22 protein-coding genes are annotated in these 24,894 nt (G+C 67.1%); 12 read left to right on the top strand and 10 right to left on the bottom strand.

Annotated features, from left to right (window positions below; all coding sequences use genetic code 11):
* Positions 1 to 6 precede the first annotated feature (6 nt).
* The 5 genes from ACZK45_RS12745 to ACZK45_RS12725 all read right to left on the bottom strand — a co-directional run bounded on the left by ACZK45_RS12745 (position 7) and on the right by ACZK45_RS12725 (position 5,073).
* The gene (locus ACZK45_RS12745; RefSeq protein ID WP_125894577.1) at positions 7 to 1,416 is read right to left on the bottom strand and encodes a Y-family DNA polymerase; all 1,410 of its coding nucleotides are present in this window, start codon (positions 1,414 to 1,416) and stop codon (positions 7 to 9) included.
* 9 nt (positions 1,417 to 1,425) lie between these two features.
* Positions 1,426 to 2,040 carry a translesion DNA synthesis-associated protein ImuA gene (imuA, locus tag ACZK45_RS12740; RefSeq protein WP_125894579.1) on the bottom strand — a complete coding sequence of 205 codons (615 nt, stop codon included), beginning with the start codon at positions 2,038 to 2,040 and terminating at the stop codon, positions 1,426 to 1,428.
* A 296-nt stretch (positions 2,041 to 2,336) separates the two neighbouring features.
* Entirely contained in the window at positions 2,337 to 3,344 is a 1,008-nt protein-coding gene (locus ACZK45_RS12735; RefSeq protein ID WP_125894581.1) for a cyclase family protein, read from the bottom strand.
* Positions 3,345 to 3,379: 35 nt separating this feature from the next.
* Entirely contained in the window at positions 3,380 to 4,030 is a 651-nt protein-coding gene (locus tag ACZK45_RS12730; protein ID WP_478444775.1) for a DsbA family oxidoreductase, read from the bottom strand.
* Positions 4,031 to 4,122: 92 nt separating this feature from the next.
* Complete coding sequence (locus tag ACZK45_RS12725; protein WP_478444774.1) at positions 4,123 to 5,073, bottom strand: LysR family transcriptional regulator; 951 nt, start codon at positions 5,071 to 5,073, stop codon at positions 4,123 to 4,125.
* Between the two features lie 131 nt (positions 5,074 to 5,204).
* Between ACZK45_RS12725 and ACZK45_RS12720 the strand changes: the two genes are divergently transcribed.
* Positions 5,205 to 6,095 (top strand): sterol desaturase family protein, encoded by an 891-nt coding sequence (locus tag ACZK45_RS12720; protein ID WP_478444773.1) that lies wholly within the window; start codon positions 5,205 to 5,207, stop codon positions 6,093 to 6,095.
* A gap of 9 nt (positions 6,096 to 6,104) precedes the next feature.
* On the opposite strand, the gene ACZK45_RS12715 is transcribed toward ACZK45_RS12720, so the two are convergent.
* Positions 6,105 to 6,809, bottom strand: coding sequence for a helix-turn-helix domain-containing protein (locus tag ACZK45_RS12715; RefSeq protein WP_478444772.1), 705 nt, complete (start codon positions 6,807 to 6,809; stop codon positions 6,105 to 6,107).
* 300 nt (positions 6,810 to 7,109) lie between these two features.
* A complete protein-coding gene (locus tag ACZK45_RS12710; RefSeq protein ID WP_049429041.1) occupies positions 7,110 to 7,544 on the bottom strand; it encodes a VOC family protein in 435 nt (144 codons plus the stop codon).
* 337 nt (positions 7,545 to 7,881) lie between these two features.
* Here ACZK45_RS12710 and ACZK45_RS12705 point away from each other — a divergent pair, with 337 nt between their 5' ends.
* A complete protein-coding gene (locus ACZK45_RS12705; protein ID WP_478444771.1) occupies positions 7,882 to 10,677 on the top strand; it encodes a beta-glucosidase in 2,796 nt (931 codons plus the stop codon).
* A gap of 100 nt (positions 10,678 to 10,777) precedes the next feature.
* Here the strand turns inward: ACZK45_RS12705 and ACZK45_RS12700 are convergent, their stop codons facing one another.
* Positions 10,778 to 11,674 carry a LysR family transcriptional regulator gene (locus tag ACZK45_RS12700; protein ID WP_346486951.1) on the bottom strand — a complete coding sequence of 299 codons (897 nt, stop codon included), beginning with the start codon at positions 11,672 to 11,674 and terminating at the stop codon, positions 10,778 to 10,780.
* A gap of 105 nt (positions 11,675 to 11,779) precedes the next feature.
* Here ACZK45_RS12700 and ACZK45_RS12695 point away from each other — a divergent pair, with 105 nt between their 5' ends.
* The 3 genes from ACZK45_RS12695 (at position 11,780) to ACZK45_RS12685 (ending at position 15,654) form a co-directional block, all read left to right on the top strand.
* On the top strand, positions 11,780 to 13,138 hold the full coding sequence (locus ACZK45_RS12695) for an MFS transporter (RefSeq protein WP_346486953.1): 1,359 nt from the start codon (positions 11,780 to 11,782) through the stop codon (positions 13,136 to 13,138).
* Entirely contained in the window at positions 13,138 to 13,524 is a 387-nt protein-coding gene (locus ACZK45_RS12690; RefSeq protein ID WP_346486955.1) for a DUF4440 domain-containing protein, read from the top strand. The genes ACZK45_RS12695 and ACZK45_RS12690 overlap by 1 nt, the downstream gene beginning before the upstream one ends.
* Positions 13,525 to 13,743: 219 nt before the next feature.
* A complete protein-coding gene (locus ACZK45_RS12685) occupies positions 13,744 to 15,654 on the top strand; it encodes a CocE/NonD family hydrolase (RefSeq protein ID WP_478444770.1) in 1,911 nt (636 codons plus the stop codon).
* 404 nt (positions 15,655 to 16,058) lie between these two features.
* Here the strand turns inward: ACZK45_RS12685 and ACZK45_RS12680 are convergent, their stop codons facing one another.
* A complete protein-coding gene (locus tag ACZK45_RS12680) occupies positions 16,059 to 17,012 on the bottom strand; it encodes a helix-turn-helix transcriptional regulator (protein WP_049398445.1) in 954 nt (317 codons plus the stop codon).
* Between the two features lie 57 nt (positions 17,013 to 17,069).
* On the opposite strand from ACZK45_RS12680, the gene ACZK45_RS12675 reads away from it, so the two are divergent.
* From ACZK45_RS12675 to ACZK45_RS12665, 3 genes are all read left to right on the top strand, one after another.
* Positions 17,070 to 17,363, top strand: coding sequence for a hypothetical protein (locus ACZK45_RS12675; protein WP_125894599.1), 294 nt, complete (start codon positions 17,070 to 17,072; stop codon positions 17,361 to 17,363).
* Between the two features lie 95 nt (positions 17,364 to 17,458).
* The gene (locus ACZK45_RS12670) at positions 17,459 to 18,217 is read left to right on the top strand and encodes an SDR family NAD(P)-dependent oxidoreductase (protein ID WP_049398446.1); all 759 of its coding nucleotides are present in this window, start codon (positions 17,459 to 17,461) and stop codon (positions 18,215 to 18,217) included.
* 159 nt (positions 18,218 to 18,376) lie between these two features.
* The gene (locus tag ACZK45_RS12665) at positions 18,377 to 18,826 is read left to right on the top strand and encodes an MgtC/SapB family protein (protein WP_032129616.1); all 450 of its coding nucleotides are present in this window, start codon (positions 18,377 to 18,379) and stop codon (positions 18,824 to 18,826) included.
* A 70-nt stretch (positions 18,827 to 18,896) separates the two neighbouring features.
* Here the strand turns inward: ACZK45_RS12665 and ACZK45_RS12660 are convergent, their stop codons facing one another.
* A complete protein-coding gene (locus tag ACZK45_RS12660; protein WP_049422813.1) occupies positions 18,897 to 19,289 on the bottom strand; it encodes a hypothetical protein in 393 nt (130 codons plus the stop codon).
* Between the two features lie 238 nt (positions 19,290 to 19,527).
* On the opposite strand from ACZK45_RS12660, the gene lldP reads away from it, so the two are divergent.
* The 4 genes from lldP to dld are packed head-to-tail and all read left to right on the top strand — an operon-like array spanning position 19,528 to position 24,851.
* Positions 19,528 to 21,186 (top strand): L-lactate permease, encoded by a 1,659-nt coding sequence (lldP, locus tag ACZK45_RS12655; protein WP_369353638.1) that lies wholly within the window; start codon positions 19,528 to 19,530, stop codon positions 21,184 to 21,186.
* A gap of 53 nt (positions 21,187 to 21,239) precedes the next feature.
* On the top strand, positions 21,240 to 22,004 hold the full coding sequence (gene lldR, locus ACZK45_RS12650; RefSeq protein WP_012480578.1) for a transcriptional regulator LldR: 765 nt from the start codon (positions 21,240 to 21,242) through the stop codon (positions 22,002 to 22,004).
* Positions 22,005 to 22,008: 4 nt separating this feature from the next.
* Entirely contained in the window at positions 22,009 to 23,148 is a 1,140-nt protein-coding gene (gene lldD, locus ACZK45_RS12645) for an FMN-dependent L-lactate dehydrogenase LldD (RefSeq protein WP_014037557.1), read from the top strand.
* On the top strand, positions 23,145 to 24,851 hold the full coding sequence (gene dld, locus ACZK45_RS12640; RefSeq protein WP_478444769.1) for a D-lactate dehydrogenase: 1,707 nt from the start codon (positions 23,145 to 23,147) through the stop codon (positions 24,849 to 24,851). Before lldD ends, dld begins: the two co-directional genes overlap by 4 nt.
* Positions 24,852 to 24,894: the final 43 nt, after the last annotated feature.

Raw genomic sequence — 24,894 nt, 5'->3', positions numbered from 1 at the left:
GGCGGCTCAGCCGAACCAGCCGTGCAGCATCCACGGCGCATGCGGATCATTGCGGTCACGGAAAGCCCAGCCGCGCTGGCCATGCGCGGTTTCCACCACGTAGTAATCGCGGCGCGCATCGGCCTGGTCCCACCAGCCCGATTCGATCCGCTCCGGCCCGGTGACGATGCGCAGGCGCGGATCACGCAGCGGTTGTGGGGTGTCCAGCAGCCAGCCAGGGCGCAGCGGCCAGTACGACGGAGACTTGGCCGGCGGCTGGGTGCCACTGGCGCGTTCGGGGCGATGGTCGGCCTGCACCGCCAGCGGCTGCACGGCGTCATCGCCCAGCCGCGCCCGCAGGCGCTCGCGCAGCTGGTTCCAGGGCATCGCCTGTGCCGGCCGGGTATCGAACAGGTCACGCGCGGCGGGCACGAACGGTGGCAGCTGTTCGGCCTGCAGGCGCAGTGCGCGGCTGCCAGCGGGCAGGGCGAACGCTTCCATGCGGTTGCGCGCGATCTCGAACAGCAGCGCGGGATCGCGCTCGGGTGCCAGCAGGCCGATGGTCAGCACGCTGGCCGGCAGCAGGTCATGCTCGAAGTGCAGGTCGAAGCGCTGTACGCCGCCATCGCGCGAGCACAGGAAGGCCGCCAGGTCCAGCAGCAGGCGGCGCAGCGGGAACAGCAGGGCCTGGCTGGATTCGATCTCGTATTCGAATTCGATGCGCGCATCGAAACGATCCGGTGGCTGGTAGTAGCGCAGTGGCGCGGTGGGCAGGCCACGCAATGCGTCCAGCTGCTGCAGCACCTCGGGGGCGAAGCGCCGGGCCAGGCTGTCGCGCGGCAGTTCGAGCACCGCACCCAGCGTGCGCAGACCGGAACGACCGAGCACGGTCACCGCTTCGCTGGGCAGGCCGCAACGCGGCAACGGCAGCTGCGCCAGTGCCGCTGGCAGCTGCTGCGCATCGATGCTGAGGCCGTCGTGGACGTTGGCCAGCACGCGCGCGGCATGCGCGGTGGGCGCGGCCACCAGGCGGTGGCGGAAACCAAGCTCATGCAGTTCGCCGCGCAGGCGCTTTTCGATCGTCAGCCAGTCACCGAACAGGGCGCGACTGGCGCCGATCTCCATGACCAGCGCGTGCGGAAAATCGAGGCTGACCTGCGAGCTGTAGGCGTAGGCCCAACTGGCCAGCAGCTGCCGGGTGTGCTGTTCGGCGTTCGGGTCGTAGTCGTGCAGGTACATGTCCTGCACCAGCACCTGTGCGGCCGACAGCAGCATGCCCGGGCGCAGTCCCGCTGCGCGTGCCGACGGGCTGACCGCGCGCAGCACGCGACGCTGCGCCGGCCCCTGCAGCAGCACCAGTGGCCGCTGCGGGTCCGGCTGCAGGCGCAGCACGCTGTCCAGTGCCAGCTGCGGCAACAACAGGCAGGCCCAATGCATGACGCGGCCTCAGTGGGCGATGGCCAGTGGCAACGGCTGCGCCGGTGGCAGGCCGCCACGGCACTTCAGCACCCGCACCTGGCCGTGGTTGAGCTGCAGGCGCAGGCTGGCCGGGGAGGGGTTGCGCGCTGCCTGCGCCTCGCGGAACACGAAGCCCAGGCACTGGCCGCTGTCGGCAGCCACCTGCAGCCGGCGCAGTGAGCGGTCGTCGGCCTGGTGTGGCCAGCACAGCACCGCCGCGCAGGCCGCAGAGCGCAGGCACTGTTCGGCGGCCCACAGCGCCTGTTTCGGTGCGGCGTGGATGATCTGCAGCTGGGCCAGGTCCAGCCCGGCCGCCGCCCAGGCCGGGGCATGCGGGCGGTAGGGCGGGGCGACCAGCACGATCGGGCGGTCGCGCTGGCTCAGCTTCGCCAGCGCCGGCCAGACCAGCGCCAGCTCGCCGACGCCGGGCGCGGCCTGCAGCACCTCGCACAGCCCGCTGGCCGGCCAGCCACCGCCGGGCAGGCGTGCGTCCAGCGCCGGATGGCCACTGGCCAAGTGGTCGCTGGCCGGCCCCTGGCGGGCTGGGCCGCGCCACAGCTGGCGCCCGTCCAGCAGCCGGTCGAGGGCGACGACAGCACCCATCAGCCGATCCTCCAAGGGAGGCGCCGGGTTGGCTTGAAGCGGCAGGAACGGGCGGAAACGGCAGGCATGGCGCGAGTATCGACGGGCCGGTATCAGGGGCTGAGACCGGACATGCTACTCGCCTTGTGAGTAGAATTACTAATGAAATCGGAAGGTCGGGTTTCAGGTTGCTGAAGGGCTAAAGCATCCACGCATGGCGTGGATCTACCAGGGTTCTCTCCAGTAGATCCACGCCATGCGTGGATGGGAAAACGGTGCCGACCAGGGTCGGCACCTACAGGCACGGGCACTCCCGGTTACGGGCGCACCGGCAGCGCCACCGGGCGCAGCGGCGCGGCATCACCGCCGCGGATCTTCAGCGGGCCACCGATGAAGGCGAACTCATAGACCTTGTCGCGGGCCAGTTCGTCCAGCGCCACCAGCTCGATGATCGGCGCGCCCTGCTGGGCCAGCAGGTAGGTGTGCAGCGGCACGTAGTCGTCGGACACCTCCGAGGGGAAGGTCTCGAAGCTGAGGTTGTCGGCGCCGACGATCATCGCGCCGCTGTCCTCCACCAGGAAGCGCGCCGCGTCCAGGCCCATGCCCGGCGGGTTGGCCATGTAGGCCTTGGGCTGTTCGAACAGGCGCATGCGGCCGGTGCGGATCAGCACCACGTCGCCCTGCTGCAGCTTCACCTGCTGGCGTGCCAGCGCATCCTTCAGGTCCTGCCGGGTGACGCGGTAGCTGTCCGGCAGCATGTCCACGCCCTTGGCGCCGGCCACGTCGATCAGCACGCCACGCGCGATCAGCGGCGGGAATTTCTCGATGCCGGTGACGTTCCAGCCACGGTCACCGAGGTGCTTGTCGGCCTCGAAGCCGTTCCAGATCTTTCCGTGGATGCCGAAGTGGTTCAGCGCATCGATGTGGGTGCCGGTGTGGCTGTACATCGAGAACGCGGTGCCGGTGTAGCTGCGGGTGAGGTTCATGGTCTCGCCCACGCCCATCGGATCATCCATCACCGTGCCGCGCGGGGTGTGGGTCATCCAGAACTGGTAGTGCGGGTCGCCGGCATCCTGCCAGCTGGGCATGCCGACGTAGTATTCGGTGGCCAGGTCATAGGCCTTGCCGCCACTGACCCGCGACAGGATCGCTGCGCGCGAGGCGTCGGTGATCAGGTTGAGGCGGCCGATCTCGTCCTTCGGCCCCCAGGGGCTGGTGCCCACCTGCTGGCCGGAGGGAACGCGTTCGTGCGCGGATACGGTGGTGGAAGCGGCGGTGCCGGCCAGCAGCAGGGCCAGCGCGGTGGCCAGGGTACGTGGGGTCATGGGGAGTCTCCTTGCAGGGTGGGGGATGGTGCGGCTCAGGCCGCGACCAGGTGCGCCAGGGCTTGGCGCAGTTGCGGCAGCGGCAGGGTCTGCAGGCGCAGGCCGTTGCCGCCGATCACGGTGGGAATGGAGCGGATGCCGAGGGCCGCGGCTTCGGCACGGTCGGCCTGCACGCGCTGGCGCACTGCGTCGCTGCGCATGTGGTCAGCGAAGGCGCCACGCGGGTGGCCCAGTGCTTCGGCGATATCCAGCAGTACTTCGGCGTCGCCGATGTTGCGGTGCTGGTGCAGGTGCGCCCACTGCACGGCATCGAACATCGCGCCATGGGCGTCGTTGCCACCGAGCATGCCGGCGGCCTGGCAGGCCAGTGCGCCGAGCCAGCCGGACGGATACTCGAAGTCCTGTGCGCGCATGCCTTCGATATCGATGCGCGCAGTGTCTTCATGCGCGGCGCAGTCGGTCCAGTGGCGCAGGATGATCGCCTTGGCGCGCTCCATCGAGCCGAACACCTCGACCATCTGCGCGCGCGAGTCCTGCAGCACGAAGCTGCGGTGACGCACCTGGATGCCGATTTCGGCGGAGACCTGCTGCAGGCGCGGGGCCAGCACGAAGCACCAGCCGCAGACCACGTCGTGGAAGAAATCGACCACCGGCGCGGCGGTGGCGGGGGAAGGAACGGAAGACATCTGCCTGCCATCGGTGAGAGGGGAGGCGGCAGAGTAGGCAGCGCGGCGCGTCTGAAACAGCACGCCGCGGGCAGCTCAGTTTTCGCTGGCGGTTACGAATCCAGGCCAGCGCAGCCGGGCAGCTCGGCGTGCAGGAAATCGATGAAGGCACGCACCTTGGGCTGCAGGTGGCGCGAGGTGGGGTAGACCGCATGCACGAAGCGTGGCGGATAGCGGTGGTCGGGCAGCACCTGCTGCAGTTCGCCACGGGCCAGCGCCGGTGCCGCCAGGAACGAGGGCAGGGCGCCGATGCCCATGCCGGCCACCAGCAGGTCGCGCAGCAGCAGGCTGTTGTTGACGGTGACGCGCGCCGGCAGGGTGATCGTTACCTGGCCGTCGGGGCCGAGCAGCGGCCAGCTGCCGGGCGAGTCGGACAGGCTGTAGGCCAGCACGCTGTGCGCCTGCAGATCGTCCACCGTCTGCGGTGCCGGATGCTGCTGAAGGTAGGACGGAGCCGCGCACAGCACCTGCTGCAACGAGGCCAGGCGGCGCGCTACCAGTCGCGAGTCGTCCAGCTCGGCACGCAACCGCAGCGACACATCGAAACCTTCGCCCACCGCATCAAGCAGGCGGTCTTCCATCACAAGGTCCAGCGACAGTTGCGGATGCTGCTGCAGGAAGCGTGGCAGCAGCGGCGACAGCGTGCTCAGCGCGAATGATTGCGGTGCATTGACGCGCAGGCGCCCGGCCACGTCGCCGCGCTGTTCGGCGATGCCGCGCTCCAATGCATCCAGCTCGTCGAGCAGCCGGCAGCATTCGCGGTAATAGGCGTGGCCGGTCTCAGTCAGGCTCATGCGCCGCGTGGTCCGCTGCAGCAGCACCACGCCCAGGTGCGCTTCCAGCGTGCGCAGCTGCTTGCTGAGCCCGGCCGGCGACATGCCCAGGTCTTCGGCGGCACGGGCCAGCCCGCCGCGTTCGACGATGCGGCGGAAGGCACGCATCAGGTTGAAGGAATCCATGCCGGTCTCGGGCGCGATGAGGCCGCCATTGTAGATCCACGCCATGCGTGGATGCGGGAAACGTGGTGCCGTCCACGATGGTCATCCACCAGAGGCGCGCCGGGTTGCGCCGTTTGTTCAAGCCGGCCACCCGCATGCCGCGCCAGCATGCAGGCCCCTTACTTTCCGGATTGCCCATGAAGCACTGGATGCTCCGCCTGTATGCCCCGCTGTTCCTGCTGGGGTTCGTTGCCGCCGCCATCGTATGGGTCGGCCACTGTCACGGTGACCCGTTGTGGTTGCTGGCCCTGCTCGCGGTTGCCATCCCGGTTTCGTTCGCTGCCGAACGTGCCTGGCCGTATGACCCCGCGTTCAACCACGACCAGGGCGACAGCCTGCGTGACACCCTGCATGCGCTGGTCAACGAAAGCCTGAACCTGCTGTCGATCGCTGCGGTTCCGCTGCTGGCAGCCATCATTCCGTGGCAGGCCTGGCCGCTGCAGTGGCCATTCGCGCTGCAGGTGCTGCTGGCCGTCATCTGCGCCGATCTCGGCATCACCCTGGTGCACTATGCCAGCCATCGCATCGGCTGGCTGTGGCGGCTGCATGCGGTGCATCACAGCGTGACCCGCATGTATGGCTTCAACGGTCTGATGAAACACCCGCTGCACCAGGCGGCCGAAGCGGTGGGCGGCGTGCTGCCGCTGCTGCTGTTGGGCCTGCCGATGCCGGTAGCCGCGGTGTTGGCGTTCGCCATTGCCATCCAGCTGCTGCTGCAGCATTCCAACGTGGACATGCGTCCCGGCGTGCTGGGCCGGGTGATGGCCTGGGCGCCGCTGCACCGCTTCCACCACATGCGTTACGGCACCGCCGGCGACGTCAACTTCGGCCTGTTCCTGACTGTCTGGGATCACCTGCTGGGGACCGCCTTCGATGCGCCCGGCTATCGGCTGCAACAACGCGACCTCGGCATCGGCAGCCAGCCGGACTATCCGCGCGATTATCCCGGACAGTTGCTGGCGCCGTTCCGCGAACTGCCGCATGGCGAGGTACCGGAGCTGCCGGAAGGTCTGCGCAGGCGCGAATGATCGAACATGTCAGACCGCGTGCAGCTGCAGGCCCTGCAGCTGCGCGGCACTGATGCCGAACATGCGGCGCAGGCTGCGCGACAGATGGGCCAGGTCAGCGAATCCGGCCGCGTGCGCGCTGTCGGTCAGGCTGTGCCCGCGCAGATGATGCATCAGTGCGCGGCGCAGCCGTTGCCACAGCACCCAGCCGCGCAGGGTCACCGCCAGATCGGACTGGAAGCGTCGATGCAGCTGGCTGGTCGACAGATGTGCCGCCTCGGCGATATCGGCGGCTGGCACCGGCCCGGGCAGGTGCTGGGCGATACGGGACAGCGCGGCCTGCACGCGGCGGTCCAGCGGTTGCGGGCGGCTCAGCTGCGGCAGCCGTTCCTGCAGGGCGGTGATGTCGGCCGGCAGGGTGTGCAACTGCTGCTGGATCTGTTCGGGATCGGCATGCGCCGGTTCGAGGAACACCGTACAGCCCGCTTCCGGCGCCGACAGGATTGCGTGCGGCTGGAATGACGGCAGCCACAGCCGTTGGCCCTGCTGCCGCACCCCATCAACCTCGACCTGCCAGAGCGCGCCGTCGCTCAGCAACAGTTGATGGGCGTAGTGCGCGTGCGTATCGCTGCCACCGGCGTGGCCCTGCAGCACGGCCACGTGAGCATCCAGCAGCAGCGTGCCATTCCAGGGCAGGGCGGGAGAGGACATGGAGGAATTGTAGATCCACGCCATGCGTGGATGAATCTCCATCGAAATCGATTGATTCGACGATTGATCGAAGAACATCCACGCATGGCGTGGATCTACTGCAGATTGCGGCGAATTGTCCCAGGCGGGGTGGGTCCGGTTGCGGGGGCGTGAGCGCCATGGATGGCGCGATCGAGGCTACATGGATGTACTTGCGCCGTCCCCCGCAACCGGACCCACCCCGCCACCCCACAGGAAGCCCGCTGTTGCTTCGGCTGTTGCTTCTGAGGTTGCCGGCCAGCGGCCGGCACTACCGCGGGTGCCGGGCATAGCCCGGCCGTCACCTCATCGCCCCTGCGGATCCGGCCGGTGATGCACGTACTCGACCACGGTGCCATCGGGATGCACCGCATTGAACGCCGCCCCGGTCGGGACCACCTGCAGCGGGAAGATGATTTCAGCGCCAGCCGCCACCAGCTTGTCGTGATAGGGCCGAACGTCATCGACCAGCAGCGTCCCCGTGGTCGAAGTGAACGGCGCCAGCGCCGCCTCGCTGCCCTCGATCAACAGGAACGCACCGACCATCGCCAGACGCAGGCCGGCCTCCGGAAACGGGAACCCGGCATCGGCCACCACGCCCTGCAACTGCTCGTAGAACGCCACGCTGCGCTCCAGCTCACCGGGGGCCACGAACACCCGGATCAGCACGCGCGGCGCGCGCTGGCTGGAGGTATCACAGCGGTCGCGCCAGAGATGATCGAAGTCGCGGTGTACGGTCATGGGCTCGATTCGTGGCCAGGGATCTCCATTATCAGCAGCCTCGCGCGGCGCGCTGATGACCGCCGGTGATGGCCTGATAACCAGTGGCTGGGGTCGGCCTGTGACTTAGGTCCTGTTGACAGGTGTGAACGCCCTCGCACAATCTTCACATGATTGGGTCGCCCTGCGCGGCCCGGACAGGCAGGTTGTCACGCCGGGAGGAGGGTCCCAGGCGCAGACCGGCCCGTCCTTCGGCCTGCGGGACGTTGCCTGGCAACCCCTGCGCGGCATGAACGCTGCACCCTTCGGCGGCACTTTCCCTGGACCGATTGCCTTGGCAACGGAATTACGCCTGCCGATGAAAACGTTTACAAAGCCGCTTGCACTGTCCCTGGCGCTGTCAGCCGCACTGGCCGCCCCGGCCTGGGCCGACCCCGCCGCGTTCACTGTGCTGACCCTGGAACAGGCCCCGACCGCCGAGGCCATGCCGGCCCTGGCCGCCCAGCTGAAGACCCTGCAGGTGGACGCGGTGAGCGTGCGCCAGGTGCAGCGCGGCATCGGCCAGGTCGATCCGCTGCAGGTGCTGGCCGATGGGCTGGGCTACGCGTACCGCTTCATTGCTGCGGGCAAGGACGATGGCCAGACCCAGCGTGGCCAAGCCGTGCTGACCCGGCTGCCGATTGCCGCTGAGTCCGGCCCGGACCAGCCGGGATTGAACTACCTGCGCCTGGACGATGGTCGCCACACCGTGGCGGTGTACACCGATGCTGGTGCAGGTGCCGCGCAGCTGCCGGCGCTGGTCACGCGCTCGCGGCTCGGCGCACCGGCGGTGCTGCTTGGCGCAGTGGCCGGTGAATCGGCCAAGGCCGCAGGCTTCGACCCGGCACGTGTGGCGCTGGAAGCCGATGCCAGCTATTTCAGCGACGGCTTCCAGGCCGCCAGCAGTGCACCGTTCAAGGTGGAAGGCAGCGCCCTGCGTGCCACGCTGCTGACCCTGGCCTATGCCGCCGACAAGCACGGCGAAACGCCGTGGATGGACACCACCCTCAATGCCGATGCGCGCGCTGCGCTGCTGCTGAAGGCGATGACCGAGGATGAGAAGTTCCAGATGCTGCACAGCTACTTCGGGCTGGGCAAGGACGGTGGCCCGCTGCCGGAAGGTGCGGTCGGCTCGGCCGGTTTCGTGCCGGGCGTGGCGCGCCTGGGCATTCCGTCGCAGCAGTCGGCCGATGCCGGCGTCGGCGTGACCAATCCGGGTGGCATCCGCCCGGGTGACTTCGCCACGGCAATGCCGTCGGGCCCGTCCACCGCCTCCAGCTGGAACCGCGAAGTCGCCTTCGCTGGTGGTGCAACGATGGGCCGCGAGGCGTGGCAACAGCGCTTCAACATCCTGCTGTCGGGCAGCGTCAACCTGCAGCGCGACCCGCGCAACGGCCGCAATTTCGAGTACGCCGGCGAAGACCCGCTGCTGGCCGGTTCGATGGTCGGCGCGCTGATCCAGGGCGTGCAGAGCCAGCACGTGATCTCCTCGATGAAGCACTTCGCACTGAACGACATGGAGACCCGCCGCAACTTCCACGACGTGCGCATCGGCGAACAGGCCATGCACGAGTCCGACCTGCTGGCCTTCGAGATCGCGCTGGACGCCGGCCGCCCGGGCGTGGCGATGTGCTCGTACAACAAGATCAACGGTACCTACGGCTGCGAGAACGGCTACCTGATGAATCAGGTGCTGAAGCAGGAATGGAAGTTCCCCGGTTTCGTGATGTCCGACTGGGGCGGCGTGCACAGCGGTTCCAAGGCAGCGCTGGCCGGCCTGGACCAGCAGTCGGCCGGTGAAGTGTTCGATGCGGCAGTGTTCTTTGACGAACCGCTGCGCCTGGCCGTGCATGGTGGCGTGGTGCCGCAGGCGCGCCTGAACGACATGGTGGCGCGCATCCTGCGCACGATGTTCCTGCACGGCAACTTCGACAACCCGCCGCAGCACCAGAAGGTCGATGCCGAGGCTGGCTTCGCCGTCGCCCAGCGCACGGTGGAAGAAGGCAGCGTGCTGCTGCGCAATGAAGGCAACCTGCTGCCGCTGGCCGACAGCGTGAAGCGCATCGTCATCATCGGCGGTCATGCCGACAAGGGCGTGATCGGTGGCGGTGGTTCGTCGATGGTGGGCGTGACCGCCAAGGGCACCAACGCGGTGCCGGGCGTGCTGCCGACCACCTGGCCGGGCCCGGTGATCTTCCACCCGTCCTCGCCGCTGGAATCGCTGCGTGCGGCACGTCCGGATGCAACCATCGAGTATGTGGACGGCACCAACGCCGCCGCTGCGGCCAAGGCAGCCGCGCAGGCCGATGTGGCCATCGTGTTTGCCACCCAGTGGGCGGCCGAATCGGTGGACCTGCCGGACATGCAGCTGCCGGATAATCAGGACGCACTGATCTCGGCCGTGGCCAAGGCCAACCCGAAAACCGTGCTGGTGCTGGAAACCAACGGCCCGGTGCGCACGCCGTGGCTGGCGCAGGTGCCGGCGATGCTGCAGGCCTGGTACCCGGGCATCCGCGGTGGCGAAGGCATTGCCGCGCTGCTGACCGGCCAGGTCAATCCGTCCGGCCGCCTGCCGGTGACCTGGGTGGTGGACGAATCGCAGCTGCCGCGCCCGCACATCGACGGCCTCGGCTTCAAGCCGGCCAAGCCGTTCGGTGATGTGTTCGATTTCGATATCGAAGGCGCCAACGTCGGCTACAAGTGGATGGCAGCCAAGGGCCTGACCCCGACCTTCGCCTTCGGCCACGGCCTGTCCTACACCTCCTTCGCCTATGAAAACCTGAAGGTGAGCGTGGAGGGTTCGCGCCTGGTCGCCAGCGTCGACATCCGCAACACCGGCAAGCGCGCCGGTGCCGACGTCGCCCAGCTGTACCTGAAGCTGCCGGCCGGCAGCACCACGCCGATCCGCCTGATCGGCTACGACAAGGTGACCCTGCAGCCGGGTGAACAGCGCCGCATCCGCATCGAAGCCGAGCCGAAGACCCTGGCTCACTACGATGCGCAGGCCCGCCAGTGGAAGATCGATGGCGGCACCTACCAGGTGCAGCTGTCGCGCAACGCCGCCGAACCGCTGCAGACGGTGGACGTACAGCTGGTGGAGCAGGTGCTGCGCTGATGCCTGAAGGCATGGCCCCGCAAGGGGCCATGCAAAAAAGGGGACGGAGGGGATTAAGTCGTTTATGCATAAACGACTTAATCCCCTCCGTCCCCTTTTTTCAGGTGACAAACCACCCGTGCAGGAAATCGATCAGCTGCCGTACCTTCGGCGAGGGCTGCGTGCTGTGCGGGTAGACCGCGTACACGCTCTGCTGCGGGAACCGGTGCTGGCGCAGCACCGGGCGCAGCCGGTCCTGGGCCAGGTCGTCCTCGATCAGCCAGCGTGGCAGCACGGTGACCCCGGCGCCGGCCACGGCGAAGGCGCGCAGGCTGCTGGCGCCATCCACGCGCACCACTGCATTGCCCGGGTTGGTGGCGAACAGGGCGTCGCTGCCGTCAGGTGCAATCACCGGCACATCGGCAAGGCGCGGGTAGCCAAGGCGGGGCAGGGTGCCCAGCTGCACGGGGTCGTCGGCAGCATCGGCAGAGGGCAGGCGTGCCAGCAGGGACGGAGCCGCCACCGCGCACAGCGGGTGGCGCTCCAGTTCATTGGCGTGCAGGCCCGAATCGGGCAGGCGGCCGAGGCGGATGGCCAGATCGAAGCGTTCGGGAATCAGATCGGCCGGTGCCGGTGAGGTCGACAGGTGCAGCTGCAGGGCCGGATGCCGCGCACGGAACGCCTCCAACGCAGGAATCAGGCGCAGCTGGGCGTACTCCGGGGTGGTGGTCAGGCGCAGCACGCCCTGCAGCTGATGCTGGTCGCGGCGGGCGGCATCGATCGCCGCCTGTGCGGCGTCCAGCGCCTGCACGCAGTGCTGCAGGAACTGTTCGCCGGCCTCGGTCAGGGCCAGGTGGCGGGTACTGCGCAGCAGCAGGGTCACGCCCAGCTCCTGCTCCAGCCGCTTCAGGTTGAAGCTGACCACCGCACGGCTCAGGCCCAGGCGATCGGCGGCAGCGGTCAGGCTGCCGGCCTCGACCACTGCACGGAAGATATCGAAGCGATCAAGGCTGACCATGGCAATTCATTGTCAAAGCAGATTTGACAGTGTTGCAGTTGCTGTCGTGTTTTTCCAACAAGGCCCGCACGGCATGCTGGCCGCTTCCCTGCTGGAGCGTCGCCGATGCCGTCCCCCCGCCTGCGCCATGAGGCCATCTTCCTGCTGGTGTTCGCTCTGGATCTGGTCAACATGTTCATCGCCACGGTGGCCTATCCGGCGCTGGCGGCGGAACTGCATGCCGACGTCGGTACCCTGGCCTGGGTCGGCACCGCCTACATGCTGGGCCTGAGCGTGGTGATTCCGCTGGCGCCCTGGCTGGCCGCACGCTGCGGTGAGCGTCGCCTGCTGCTGGTGGCGTTGCTGCTGTTCGCCGCCTCCGCAGTGTTGGCCGGGGCTGCACCGGGTATTGGCTGGCTGTTGGGCTGGCGCCTGCTGCAGGGCCTGGCTGGTGGCCTGCTGATTCCGGTGGCACAAGCGGCAGCGTACCGACAGTGCACGCCTGACCAGCGTGGCGCGCTGACCCGCCGCATCCTGCTGGTGGCGCTGCTGGTGCCGGCACTGGCGCCTGCGCTCGGTGGGCTGCTGGTGCAGTGGTTGTCTTGGCGCGGTGTGCTCTGGGCCAGCCTGCCGCTGGCCGTGGTGGCGATTGGACTGGTGCTGGCGTGGATGCCGGCCGATGGCGCGTGTAGTGCGCCACGCCTGCAGGCCTATGCGCTGTCCACCGCGATGGCGGCGCTGGGCGCGCTGCTGCTGGCGTTGACTTGGCTGGGCGAGCCCGGACATCGGACCGCCGGTGCCGTACTGCTGTTGATCGCACTGCTGTTGGCGGCGGCTCACCTGCGGCATGCACGGCAGCAGGCGCAGCCACTGCTGCGCTGGTCGCTGCTGTCCCATCGCGGGCTGCGCCTGGCGATGCTGGTCTACCTGGCCGTACCCGGCGTGTTCATCGGCAGCCAGCTGGTCAGTACCCTGCAGTTGCACCAGGCCGGCTATAGTGCCGCGCGCATCGGCGCGCTGATGCTGCCGTGGGCGCTGGCCTCGGCCATTGCGATCACGGCCAGCAAGCGCCTGCTGACCCGCTTCGGCCCGGCCACAGTGCTGCGTGCGGGCATGCTCCTGCAGGCCTGCGGCCTGTTGTTGATGGCGCTGCTGCCACACCCGGTCTTTGCCATTGCCGCATTGCTGTTTGCCTTGATGGGCGCTGGCGGCAGCCTGTGCAGCAGCACGGCGCAGACGCTGGCCTTCCATGGGGTCGAGGGCGAAGCATTGGGCGATGCCAGTGCGCTCTGGAACCTCAACCGCCAGCTCAGCTTCTGCCTGGGTACCGCGGCCATCGCGCTGCTGCTGGCCTTGGCCATGCAGTGGCTGCCGGCCCGCGCCACCGGCGTGGCGCTGGGTCTGGCCGCTCTACTTACCCTGCTGCCGATGGCGTTGCTGCGCCGGCCGCAGTTGCTCACCCTTTCGCAACCGGAGAACACCTGATGGATACCACCGCAGAACACGAAGTCCACCACCTGCACGACAAGCTGCAGGCCTGGTTCCGCGCCGACGCCGGCACCGACGCGCTGGAGGACCTGATGGCGCATTTCTGCGCGGACTTCAGCATGGTCGGCATCGCGGGTCGCAGGCTGGACCGGAAGGCCGTGCAGGCACTGTTCGCGGGTGGTCATGGCGCGCGTCCAGGGCTGCAGATTTCCATCGACGCCGTGCAGGCGGTGGAAGCGCCATCACCGCTGGCGGTGCTGCGCTATCGCGAAGGGCATGCGATCGATGGCGGCGAGCCCGTATGGCGGGAATCGCTGGCGCTGCTGCGCCAGGAACAGGGGCGTTGGCGCTGGCTGGCGCTGCATGAGGTAACGGCAGCCTGATCGGTAGTGCCGGCCGCTGGCCGGCAACCGCGTACCGTGCCCGAGGTGGATGAAGTTGCCGGCCAGCGGCCGGCACTACCGGTTGCCGACGAGCGCAGCAGCTGGTCGCACATGTGCCATCAGTCCTGCCCACATCCACCGCAGAATGCAAAGCCTGCACACACTTCACGGCTCAAGGCAGGAGTAGGCTTGAGGCTTTCCTGCCGGGAGGGGTTGTCCATGCGTGTGCGTGCCGTCGCTGTAGCCATTGCCCTTTGCCTGTCCAGCACAGTGCTGGCCGCCGAAACCCCGCCGATGACCCCGGACATCAGCGGCAAGCCCTTCGTTGCCCCTGATGTCGGTCGTGACTACGACAAGCGCGTGGTGATGGTGCCGATGCGCGATGGCACCAAGCTGTATACGGTGATCGTGGTGCCCAAGGGCGCGCGCAATGCCCCGATCCTGCTCACCCGCACGCCTTACGATGCTGCCGGCCGCGCCAGCCGCAGTGATTCGCCGCGCATGCGCGACCTGCTGCCGCAGGGCGACGAGGTATTTGTCGATGGCGGTTACATCCGCGTATTTCAGGACATCCGCGGCAAGTATGGCTCCGAGGGCGATTACGTGATGACCCGGCCGCTGCGCGGACCGTTGAACAACACCAAGGTGGACCACTCCACCGACGCCTGGGACACCATCGACTGGCTGGTGAAGAACGTGCCGGAGAGCAACGGCAAGGTCGGTATGCTCGGCTCGTCGTACGAGGGCTTCACCGTGGTGATGGCGCTGACCGACCCGCACCCGGCGCTGAAGGTGGCCGCGCCGCAGAGCCCGATGGTGGATGGCTGGATGGGCGACGACTGGCTCAACTACGGCGCGTTCCGCCAGGTCAATTTCAACTACTTCGCGATGCAGACCGAGAAGCGCGGCAAGGGCACGCCGCTGCCCAGCCTCGGCTACGATGACTACAGCACCTTCCTGCGTATCGGTTCGGCCGGCGACTACGCGCGTTTCACCGGCGTGGACCAGCTGACCTGGTGGAAGAAACTGGTGGAGCACCCGGCCTATGACGGCTTCTGGCAGGGCCAGGCGCTGGACGCGGTGATGGCGAAGACGCCATTGAAGGTGCCGACCATGTGGCTGCAGGGTCTGTGGGATCAGGAGGACATGTGGGGTGCCAACCACGCCTACCAGGCAATGGAAGGGCGCGACAGCGGCAACAACCGCAACTATCTGGTGATGGGGCCGTGGCGGCACAGCCAGGTGAACTACAGTGGCAGCGAGCTGGGCGCGCTGAAGTTCGATGGTGATACCGCGCTGCAGTTCCGCCGTGATGTGCTCAAGCCGTTCTTTGACCAGTACCTGGTGGACGGTGCGCCGAAGGCGGATACGCCGCCGGTGCTGATCTACAACACCGGCGAGAACCACTGGGATCGCCTGAAGGGTTGGCCTCGCAGCTGCGACAAGGGCTGTACCGCCAGCAGCAAGCCGCTGTACCTGCGGGCCGGCGGCAAGCTGGCGTTCCAGGCGCCGGCGGCGGGCGAGGGTGACTTCGAGGAATACGTGTCCGACCCGGCCAAGCCGGTGCCGTTCGTGCCGCGCCCGGTCCGTTTCGGTGACCGTGACATGTGGACCACCTGGCTGGTCAAGGATCAGCGTTTCGTTGATGGCCGCCCGGACGTGCTGACCTTCATCACCGAACCGCTGACCGCGCCGCTGCGCATCGGCGGCGCACCGGTGGTGCACCTGCAGGCGTCGACCAGCGGCACCGACAGCGACTGGGTGGTGAAGCTGATCGACGTGTATCCGGACCAGGAAGCGTCGACGCCGGAGATGGGCGGTTACGAGCTGCCGGTGTCGCTGGCGATCTTCCGTGGTCGCTATCGCGAGAGCTTCAGCGATCCGAAGCCGCTGGCCGCCCACGAGGTGCTGCCGTACCGCTTCGACCTGCCCAACGCCAACCACACCTTCCAGAAGGGGCACCGGGTGATGGTGCAGGTGCAGTCCAGTCTGTTCCCGCTGTATGACCGCAACCCGCAGACCTACGTGCCGAACGTCTACCTGGCCAAGCCCGGCGATTACCAGAAGGCCACGCAGCGGGTCTGGCACAGCGCGGCGCAGGCCAGTTACATCGATCTGCCGGTGTATTGAGGTTGATGAGGTGCGCCGGGTGCGCGATACCCGGCGGTGCGCGGTCGTGCCGGCCGCTGGCCGGCATCCGTGATGGTGTGAGAGCGTGTCGACCAAGGTCGACACCTACCAGAGCGGAGCCATGGAAGTTCGATTCAGGCGGCCGCGATCGTGCCGGCCGCTTGCCGGCATCTGGGATGGTGTGAAAGCGTGTCGACCAAGGTCGACACCTACCAGAGCGGAGCCATGGAAGTTCGATTCAGGCGGCCGCGGTCGTGCCGGCCGCTGGCCGGCATCCGCGATGGCGTGAAAGCGTGTCGACCAAGGTCGACACCTACCAGAGCGGAGCCATGGCAGGTCGATTCAGGCGGCTGCGGTCGTGCCGGCCGCTGGCCGGCATCCGCGATGGCGTGAAGCAGAAGCTGCTATCCGACCTTTGAGGGTCCGGTGCGCCAGCGGCTGGGTACCAGGCCGAAACGCTTGCGGAATGCAGCCGCGAAGTTGCTGGGGTGGCGGTAACCACTGGCGGCCGCAGCCTGCTCGACAGTCCAGCCGTCCTCGCGCAGGCCCTGCTCGGCGTGGCGCATGCGTTGTTCGTGCAGGTAGTCGAACACCGAGCAGCCGTACTGCTGGGCGAAATGACGGCGCAGCGAGCTTGGGCTCATGCAGGCCAGCTGGGCCAGTTCGATCAGACTATGGGCGTGGCTGGGATCGTCATGCAGGTAGGCACGCACGCGCTCCAGGCGCTCGCGCTGGCCAGCCCGCAGCGTTCGTACATGGTCGGTCTGCAGATCCTCGGCCTTCAGCCCAACGGCCAGCAGCTGCAGTGCGACGCCTTCGCGCCACAACGCGTCGATGCCGTCCTCCCATGGGCTTTCGAACAGCTGGCCCAGCACCGGCAGCAGGGTATGCGGAATGGCCCAGTGGCGGCATTCCAGGTGGGTGTTGAGCGCGGTCTCCAACTGTGGCAGCTGGAACAGGTCCGGATCGATCTGGCCGGGCACCATCACGCTGACGCCGCGCATGCGCGTTTCGCCAGGATGCGCACCGGTCATCTCAACCTGTTCGCGGTGGTGCGCGGTCATCGCCGTACCAGCACGCAGGGTGAAACCACCACGTCGCGGAATGCGCACATCAACCTGGCCCTGCAGCATCACGCGGATGGCCAGGCCGGGACTCTGCTGGGCGGTGGCGACATAAGGGAAGCGATTATGGACGTCGGAGGCGATCAGGCTCATGCCGCCGCGCAGGAACTGCTCGTTGACCTCGCCATGGCCGGCCCACTGGTCGTCACGCAGGTGCTCCGGGTCGGCGCGGTAATCGAAGCCATGGCGGTGGCCGAAGCGGCGGTAATCAGCAAAAGTGAAATATCGGGACATCGCTCGGCACGTGCTTTGGAGGTGGACGCTGGCATTACCTCGCCCACGCGCTCTGCAATGCAGATGCAGATCCCGTCGTTACCCGTGCAGACATGCTGGGAAGCAGGGGCGTGGGCACGCTGGATGGTGGGGGAACACCAGGTTGAATGGAATGTGTCGAAGAAACTGGAAACGTTTCCCATTGTCGCCTTGATTCGCGCGCTTTTGATTTCAATATGGTCAAAACGATTGACGATTACGGCCAAAGTGAAAATGCCGCCGAACATACGCCAGCGTTTTGCATGCATATCCGTACGCAATTCCATACATCAACTTGAGTTGAGGTTTCATGGCTGGAACGATCACCCGTAGACGCGATGTCGGCCGGGCCATCACGAGCGGGCGCGTAGGGTGGGGCGGTTGGCCATTGCAGGTCACATCGATACCCCCACTGATGGAGAACGCAGATGATTGACTACCAGCTCACCGGCAAGACCGCGATCGTGACCGGCGGCGTGTCCGGTATCGGCCTGGCCGTGGCGCAGACGCTGGCCGCATCCGGTGCCCGTATTTCGGTCTGGGACCTGAAGCAGGATGCAGTCGATGCCACCGTGACGCAGCTGCGCAGTGCCGGTGCACAGGCCATCGGCATTGCGCTGGACGTTACAGACGACGCGGCCGTGGAGGCGGCGGTGCAGCGCACGATCAAGGAACTCGACGGCCTGCATGTGGCAGTCAACAACGCCGGTATCGGCGGGCCGGCCGCAAGCAGCGGTGACTATCCGATCGATGGCTGGCAGCGGGTAATCGACGTCAACCTCACTAGTGTGTTCCTGTGCCAGCGTGCGCAGATCCAGGCGATGCGCACGGCCGGAACCGGTGGCAGCATCATCAACATGGCCTCGATCCTGGGCCAGGTGGGCTATGCCGGTTCCACCGCGTACGTGGCGGCCAAGCACGGCGTGGTCGGGCTGACCCAGACCGCCGCCTGGGAGCATGCGGCCGACGGCATCCGTGTCAACGCGGTCGGCCCGGGCTTCATCAGCACACCACTGCTGGAGAAGATGGACCCCAAGGTGCGCGCCACGCTGGAAGGCCGCCACGCGTTGAAGCGGCTGGGCACGGCCGAGGAAGTGGCGGCGCTGGTTGCCTGGCTGGCCAGCGACGACGCCTCGTTCGCGACCGGCACATACTATGCGATCGATGGTGGTTATCTGGCGCAATGATCGAGTGCGTGAAGGTTACGCATGGCGATGGCCAGTAGATCCAGGCCATGCGTGGATGAGCGCCTGCGGTGAAGCATGCGGTGAAGAGGGCGTGCCATCGTCTTCACCGCCATCCCACGGCTGCCGAGCAACGCTCCGGGAAACGCCCGGAGCCTGCCCATGGAACTCACCCAGGATGTCTCGATCCTGCTGCGCGTGGCCGCAGCAATGCTGTTCGGCGGCGTGCTCGGTGTCGAGCGCGAGATGGGCAAGCACGCTGCGGGCCTGCGCACCCACATGCTGATTGCCGGCGCTGCTGCGCTGATTGTTGGACTCGGCGATTCAGTGGCAGAGCATTTCCAGCAGGAGCGTTACCGCGACCTGCTGCAGGTCGACCCGGTGCGCCTGATCGAAGCCGTGGTCGCCTGCGTCGGCTTCGTTGCCGCCGGCACCATTCTGCGTGGGTCACGCGAGGATCAGGTCAGCGGCCTGACCACGGCCAGCTCGCTGATCATGGCGGCGGCCATCGGCATCGCCGTGGGCATCGGCAAGTACGTGATTGCCATCGGGGTGAGCGTGCTGTGCGTGCTGGTGCTGGCGGTGATGCGGCGGTTGGAGAAGAAGATCTAAGGGGTTGAGGGAGTGGGATCAGAGTCCCTTCGGGGGATCTGATCGTGATTCCAAGGCGGAGTTGAAGCAGTCAGGTCTGCTGCGAAGTGTTGCGCTGCAGGATGGCCAGTGCTCTGGCCAGCATCTGGTCAGGAACATCCGTCGTAGCGCCGTACAGATCTGCGATTCCCACTTCAACGCAGGAACAGATCAGGTCATTCAACTCCTCGTGCTTGTCTGTGGCGATCTGCCCCAACAGAGATGGCGGCAATGGATCGCCTCGACCCGCGATCTGAAGCTCTGAGCCTGCCTGATCCCAGTCTGGCAGGGCCATGGGTTCGCCCGAATCCGGATATGCGCGCAGGTGGGCGATGAGCGCATCCAAGCCTGCATGATTGAGAAGGTTCGCTTCAGCGTAGCCGGCCAGGCAGTCAGCTGCCTGTTGCTGCATGGACTGCAGGTCGCGGGTGGGGGCGAGTGTCATTCGTGTACCAGAGATGGGGCAGGATCCAGTGTGGTGGATGCGCGCCACTGTCTCAACCGTCTTAATGGTCGTACCAATAATTGATTCTAGCCCTATGGTCTAATAGGCTCTTCGCGCAATCAGCGGTTCAATCTGCGTCCAGTGGCTCCATAAATCCATTATTGGTACGACCAATAATGCTGGAGCCCATGACCGCCCACCCCTGCGGTGTTGAACCCGTCCCCAGTCGAGAGTCTTCATGCAGCCCTGGCAACACCTGTACGACCCCGCCGGCAACCTGTGGTTGTCCAGCCTGATCGCGCTGCTGCCGATCGCGTTCTTCTTCGTCGCCCTGGCCGTGCTGCGCATGAAGGGCTGGCTGGCCGGCACGATCACCGTGGCCATCGCGCTCGGCGTCGCCCTGCTGTTCTACCGCATGCCGCTGAGCCAGGCGCTGGGCGCCGCCGGTTTCGGCTTCGTCTACGGCCTGTGGCCGATCGCCTGGATCATCATCGGCGCGGTATTCCTCTACAAAGTCTCGGTCAAGACCGGGCAGTTCGACATCATCCGCGCCTCGATCCTGTCGGTCACCGAGGACCAGCGCCTGCAGATGCTGATGGTCGGCTTCGCCTTCGGTGCCTTCCTGGAGGGTGCAGCCGGTTTTGGTGCACCGGTGGCGATCACCGCGGCACTGCTGGTCGGGTTGGGCTTCAAACCGCTGTATGCCGCCGGCCTGTGCCTGATCGTCAACACCGCGCCGGTCGCCTTTGGTGCGATGGGCATTCCGATCATCGTGGCCGGGCAGGTCACCGGTCTGGATGCCTTCGAGATCGGCCAGATGGCTGGGCGCCAGCTGCCGTTCCTTACGATCATCGTGCTGTTCTGGATCATGGCGATCATGGATGGCTGGCGCGGCATCAAGGAAACCTGGCCGGCAGTGCTGGTGGCCGGTGGCTCGTTCGCCATCGCGCAGTATCTGACCTCCAACTTCATCGGCCCGGAGCTGCCGGACATCACCGCGTCGCTGGCCTCGCTGGTCTGCCTGACGCTGTTCCTGCGCCGCTGGAAGCCGGTGCGGATCTTCCGTTTCGATACCGAAACCAGCGCCGAGGCGGCCGCACAGGCACTGGAGGCGCCGCGCTACAGCGTCGGCCAGATCGCCAAGGCGTGGTCGCCGTTCCTGATCCTCACCGCGATGGTCACGCTGTGGAGCATCAAACCGTTCAAATCGCTGTTCGCGGCGGGCGGCCCGCTGGAAAGCTGGGTGCTGAAGATCCCGGTGCCGGGGCTGGACCAGAGGGTGCAGAAGATGCCGCCGATCGTGGATGCACCGCTCAGCTACGAGGCGATCTACAAGTTCGACTGGTTCTCGGCCACCGGCACCTCGATCATCCTCGCCGCGGTGATCGCCATCATCGCGCTGCGCATGCCGGCCCGTTCGGCGCTGCAGACCTTCGGTGAGACCGTGCGTGAGCTGCGCATGCCGATCTACTCGATCGGCATGGTGCTGGCCTTCGCCTTCATCGCCAATTACTCGGGCCTTTCGGCGACGCTAGCGCTTGCACTGGCGCACACCGGTGATGCGTTCCCGTTCTTCTCGCCGTTCCTGGGCTGGTTGGGCGTGTTCCTGACCGGCTCGGATACTTCATCCAACGCCTTGTTCTCGGCACTGCAGGCGACCACCGCGCAGCAGATCGGCGTGTCCGACGTGCTGCTGGTGGCGGCCAACACCACTGGCGGCGTGACCGGCAAGATGATCTCGCCGCAGTCGATCGCCATTGCCTGCGCGGCGGTCGGCCTGGCCGGCAAGGAATCGGACCTGTTCCGTTTCACGGTCAAGCACAGCCTGATCTTCACCACGATGGTCGGCCTGATCACCCTGGCCCAGGCTTACTGGCTGACCTGGATGATTCCCTGAGCCATGCACGGTCAGTCGACCACCCGCTGCGCGCTTCGGGCCACAATGACGCCATGAGCACGCAACGTATTTCGGACAAGGTGGCCGCGCAGCTGCGCGGCCTGGTGCAGGAACAGCGGCTGCAGCCGGGTGACCGGCTGCCGGCCGAGCGTACCCTGGCGGTGCAGCTGGGGGTCTCGCGCACCGCGCTGCGTGAAGCCATCGCGCAGTTGGCCAGCCAGGGCCTGCTGACCGCGCGGGTCGGTGGCGGCACCTATGTGGCCGAACCGGCGGCGCGGGCGCGGCAGGCGCTGGATGAACCGCTGGCGCCCTACCTGCCGCTGTTCCAGGGCGATCCGGAATACCGCTTCGACGTGCTGGAGATCCGCCACGCGCTGGAAGGTGCCACCGCCTGGCATGCAGCGTTGCGCGCCACCGATGAGGATCGTACGCGCATCGCGCAGGCGTTCCAGACCATGATGGACGCGCACGGCAAGGATGACCCCACCGGCGAAGCGGAGGCCGACGCGGCCTTCCACCTGTCCATCGCGGAGGCCTCGCACAACCTCGTGCTGCTGCAGGTGATGCGCGGGCTGTTCGAACTGCTGCAGACCAACATCTCGCAGAGCCGCGAAAAGCTCTACACCTCGGCGAGGACCTTCTCGCCGTTGTCTGACCAGCACCGCGAGATGATGGACGCGGTGCTTGCCGGCGACCCCGAACGCGCGCGCGCCGCCGCGCATGCCCACCTCGAGTTCGTGCACACCACGCTGCGCACCCTCGATGACAACGAAGCCCGGCGTGCGCGGGCCTCGCGTCTACCTTCCCCACACGGTTGACCCCATGATCATCTCCGCCTCCACCGATTACCGTGCCGCAGCGCAACGCCGGCTGCCGCCGTTCCTGTTCCACTACATCGATGGCGGCGCGTATGCCGAGCACACGCTGAAGCGCAACGTTTCCGACCTGTCCGACATCGCGCTGCGCCAGCGCATCCTGCGCAACATGTCCGACCTGAGCCTGGAAACCGAGCTGTTCGGCGAAACGCTGGCAATGCCGGTGGCGCTCGCCCCGGTCGGCCTGACCGGCATGTATGCCCGGCGCGGTGAGGTACAGGCGGCGCGCGCGGCCGACAGCCGAGGCATCCCGTTCACCCTGTCCACCGTATCGGTGTGCCCGATCGAGGAAGTGGCACCGGCCATCCAGCGGCCGATGTGGTTCCAGCTGTACGTGCTGCGCGATCGTGGCTTCATGCGCAATGCGCTGGAGCGCGCGCAGGCTGCGGGCGTGACCACCCTGGTGTTCACCGTGGACATGCCGGTGCCGGGTGCGCGCTACCGCGATGCCCACTCCGGCATGAGCGGTCCGAACGCCTCGCTGCGCCGCATCGGCCAGGCCATCACCCACCCGCACTGGGCGTGGGACGTGGGCCTGTTCGGCCGCCCGCATGATCTGGGCAACATCTCCACCTACCGCGGCAACCCGACCGGGCTGGAGGATTACATCGGCTGGCTCGGCAGCAACTTCGATCCTTCCATTTCGTGGAAGGACCTGGAGTGGATCCGCGAGTTCTGGAAGGGCCCAATGGTGATCAAGGGCATCCTCGACCCGGATGACGCACGTGATGCGGTCAAGTTCGGCGCCGATGGCATCGTGGTCTCCAATCACGGTGGCCGCCAGTTGGACGGCGTGCTGTCCACCGCACGCGCACTGCCGGCGATTGCCGATGCGGTACAGGGCGATCTGAAGATCCTCGCCGATTCCGGCATCCGCACTGGCCTGGACGTGGTGCGCATGCTGGCGTTGGGTGCCGATACCGTGCTGCTGGGCCGTGCCTTCGTCTATGCACTTGCAGCGCAGGGTGAGGCGGGCGTGGCCAACCTGCTGGACCTGATCGCGAAGGAAATGCGCGTGGCGATGACACTGACCGGTGCGCGCCGCATCGCCGACATCGGTCGCGATTCGCTGGTCAGCCTGCCATGAGTGGCCACGATGCCGTGCTGGCGCAGTTGCGCGATGCGGTCGGCAACCGCCATGTATTGACCGGCGACAAGGCCACCCGCCGTTTTCGCCGTGGCTACCGTTTCGGCGACGGCCCGGTGCTGGCGGTGGTGCGCCCGGGGACGCTGCTGGAGCTGTGGCGTGTGCTGCAGGCGGCGGTGCAGGGCGGAGCGGCGATCATCCTGCAGGCGTCCAACACCGGCCTGACCGGTGGCTCGACCCCGGATGGCAGCGACTATGGGCGTCCGATCGTGCTGGTCAGCACGCTGCGCCTGACCGGCATCCAGCTGTTGAACGAAGGCCGCCAGGTGCTGTGCCTTCCTGGCGCGACGCTGGACCGCCTGGAGCAGACGCTGGCACCGCTCGGCCGCGAACCGCATTCGGTCATCGGCTCGTCCTGCATCGGTGCGTCGGTACTCGGTGGCATCTGCAACAACTCCGGCGGCGCGCTGGTGCGCCGTGGCCCGGCCTACACCGAGCTGGCACTGTATGCGCAGGTCGATGCGCAGGGCCAGCTGCAGTTGGTCAACCATCTGGGCATCGCGCTGGGCGATACGCCCGAGCAGATCCTGCAGCGCCTGCAGGCGGGTGACTACCGTGCTGCCGACGTTGGGGACGGCGATGGCCGCGCCGCCTCCGATCCACGCTACGCCGACGAGGTGCGCCGGGTCGATGCCGATACGCCGGCACGCTTCAATGCGGACCCCAGCCGTCACTTCGAGGCAGCGGGCTCTGCCGGCAAGCTGGCGGTGTTCGCGGTGCGTCTGGACACCTTCGAAAAGGAGGCCGCCGAGGTCTTCTATATCGGCAGCAATCGCACCGACAGCCTCACCGCGATCCGGCGCCAGCTGCTGACCGGCTTCGAACGCTTGCCGATTGCCGGCGAATACATCCACCGCGATGCCTATGACATCGGCGAGCGCTACGGCAAGGACAGTTTCCTGCTGATCGACCGCCTTGGCACCGCCCGCGTGCCGGCCGCCTTCGCACTGAAGAGCCGCGTCGATGGCTGGTTCGAGCGGTTGGGCCTGCGCGGCGTGACCGACTGGGTGATGCAGGTGCTGACCGGCCTGCTGCCCTCGCACCTGCCCAAGCGCATGGGCGAGTTCCGCCAGCGCTACGAGCATCATCTGCTGCTGAAGGTCTCCGCGCAGGACGCCGCGGAAACCGAGGCCTGGCTGCGCGGCTTCTTCGCCGACCATGAGGGCGGCTACTTCCACTGCACGGCCGATGAGGGGCGCAAGGCGTTCCTGCATCGCTTCGCTGTGGCCGGCGCCGCGGTGCGCTACCGCGAGGTACACCGCGACCAGGTGCAGGACATCGTCGCGCTGGACATCGCCCTGCGCCGCGATGATGCCGACTGGTTCGAGCAGTTGCCGGTCGATATCGATGGCCGCCTGCTGCACAAGCTGTATTACGGGCACTTCCTGTGCCACGTGTTCCACCAGGACTACATCGCGCGCAAAGGCGAAGACCCGATGGCGATCGAGCATGCGATGTGGGCGTTGCTGGACCAGCGTGGCGCCGAGTATCCAGCCGAGCACAACGTCGGCCACCTGTACCCGGCCAAGCCGGCGCTGGCCGGGTTCTACAGGCAGCTGGACCCGAGCAATACGTTCAATCCGGGCATCGGCCAGACATCGAAGGCGAAAGGGTGGGGTGGCTGCGACTGTAGTGGGCATTGACGGATACAACGTGGCTTTACTGTAGAGCCGAGCCTATGCTCGG

It is taken from the genome of Stenotrophomonas sp. 63632_Sma, from assembly GCF_056482875.1.
The sequence above is the reverse complement of the archived record's forward strand: the minus strand, read 5'-3'. Positions and strand labels throughout refer to the sequence as shown.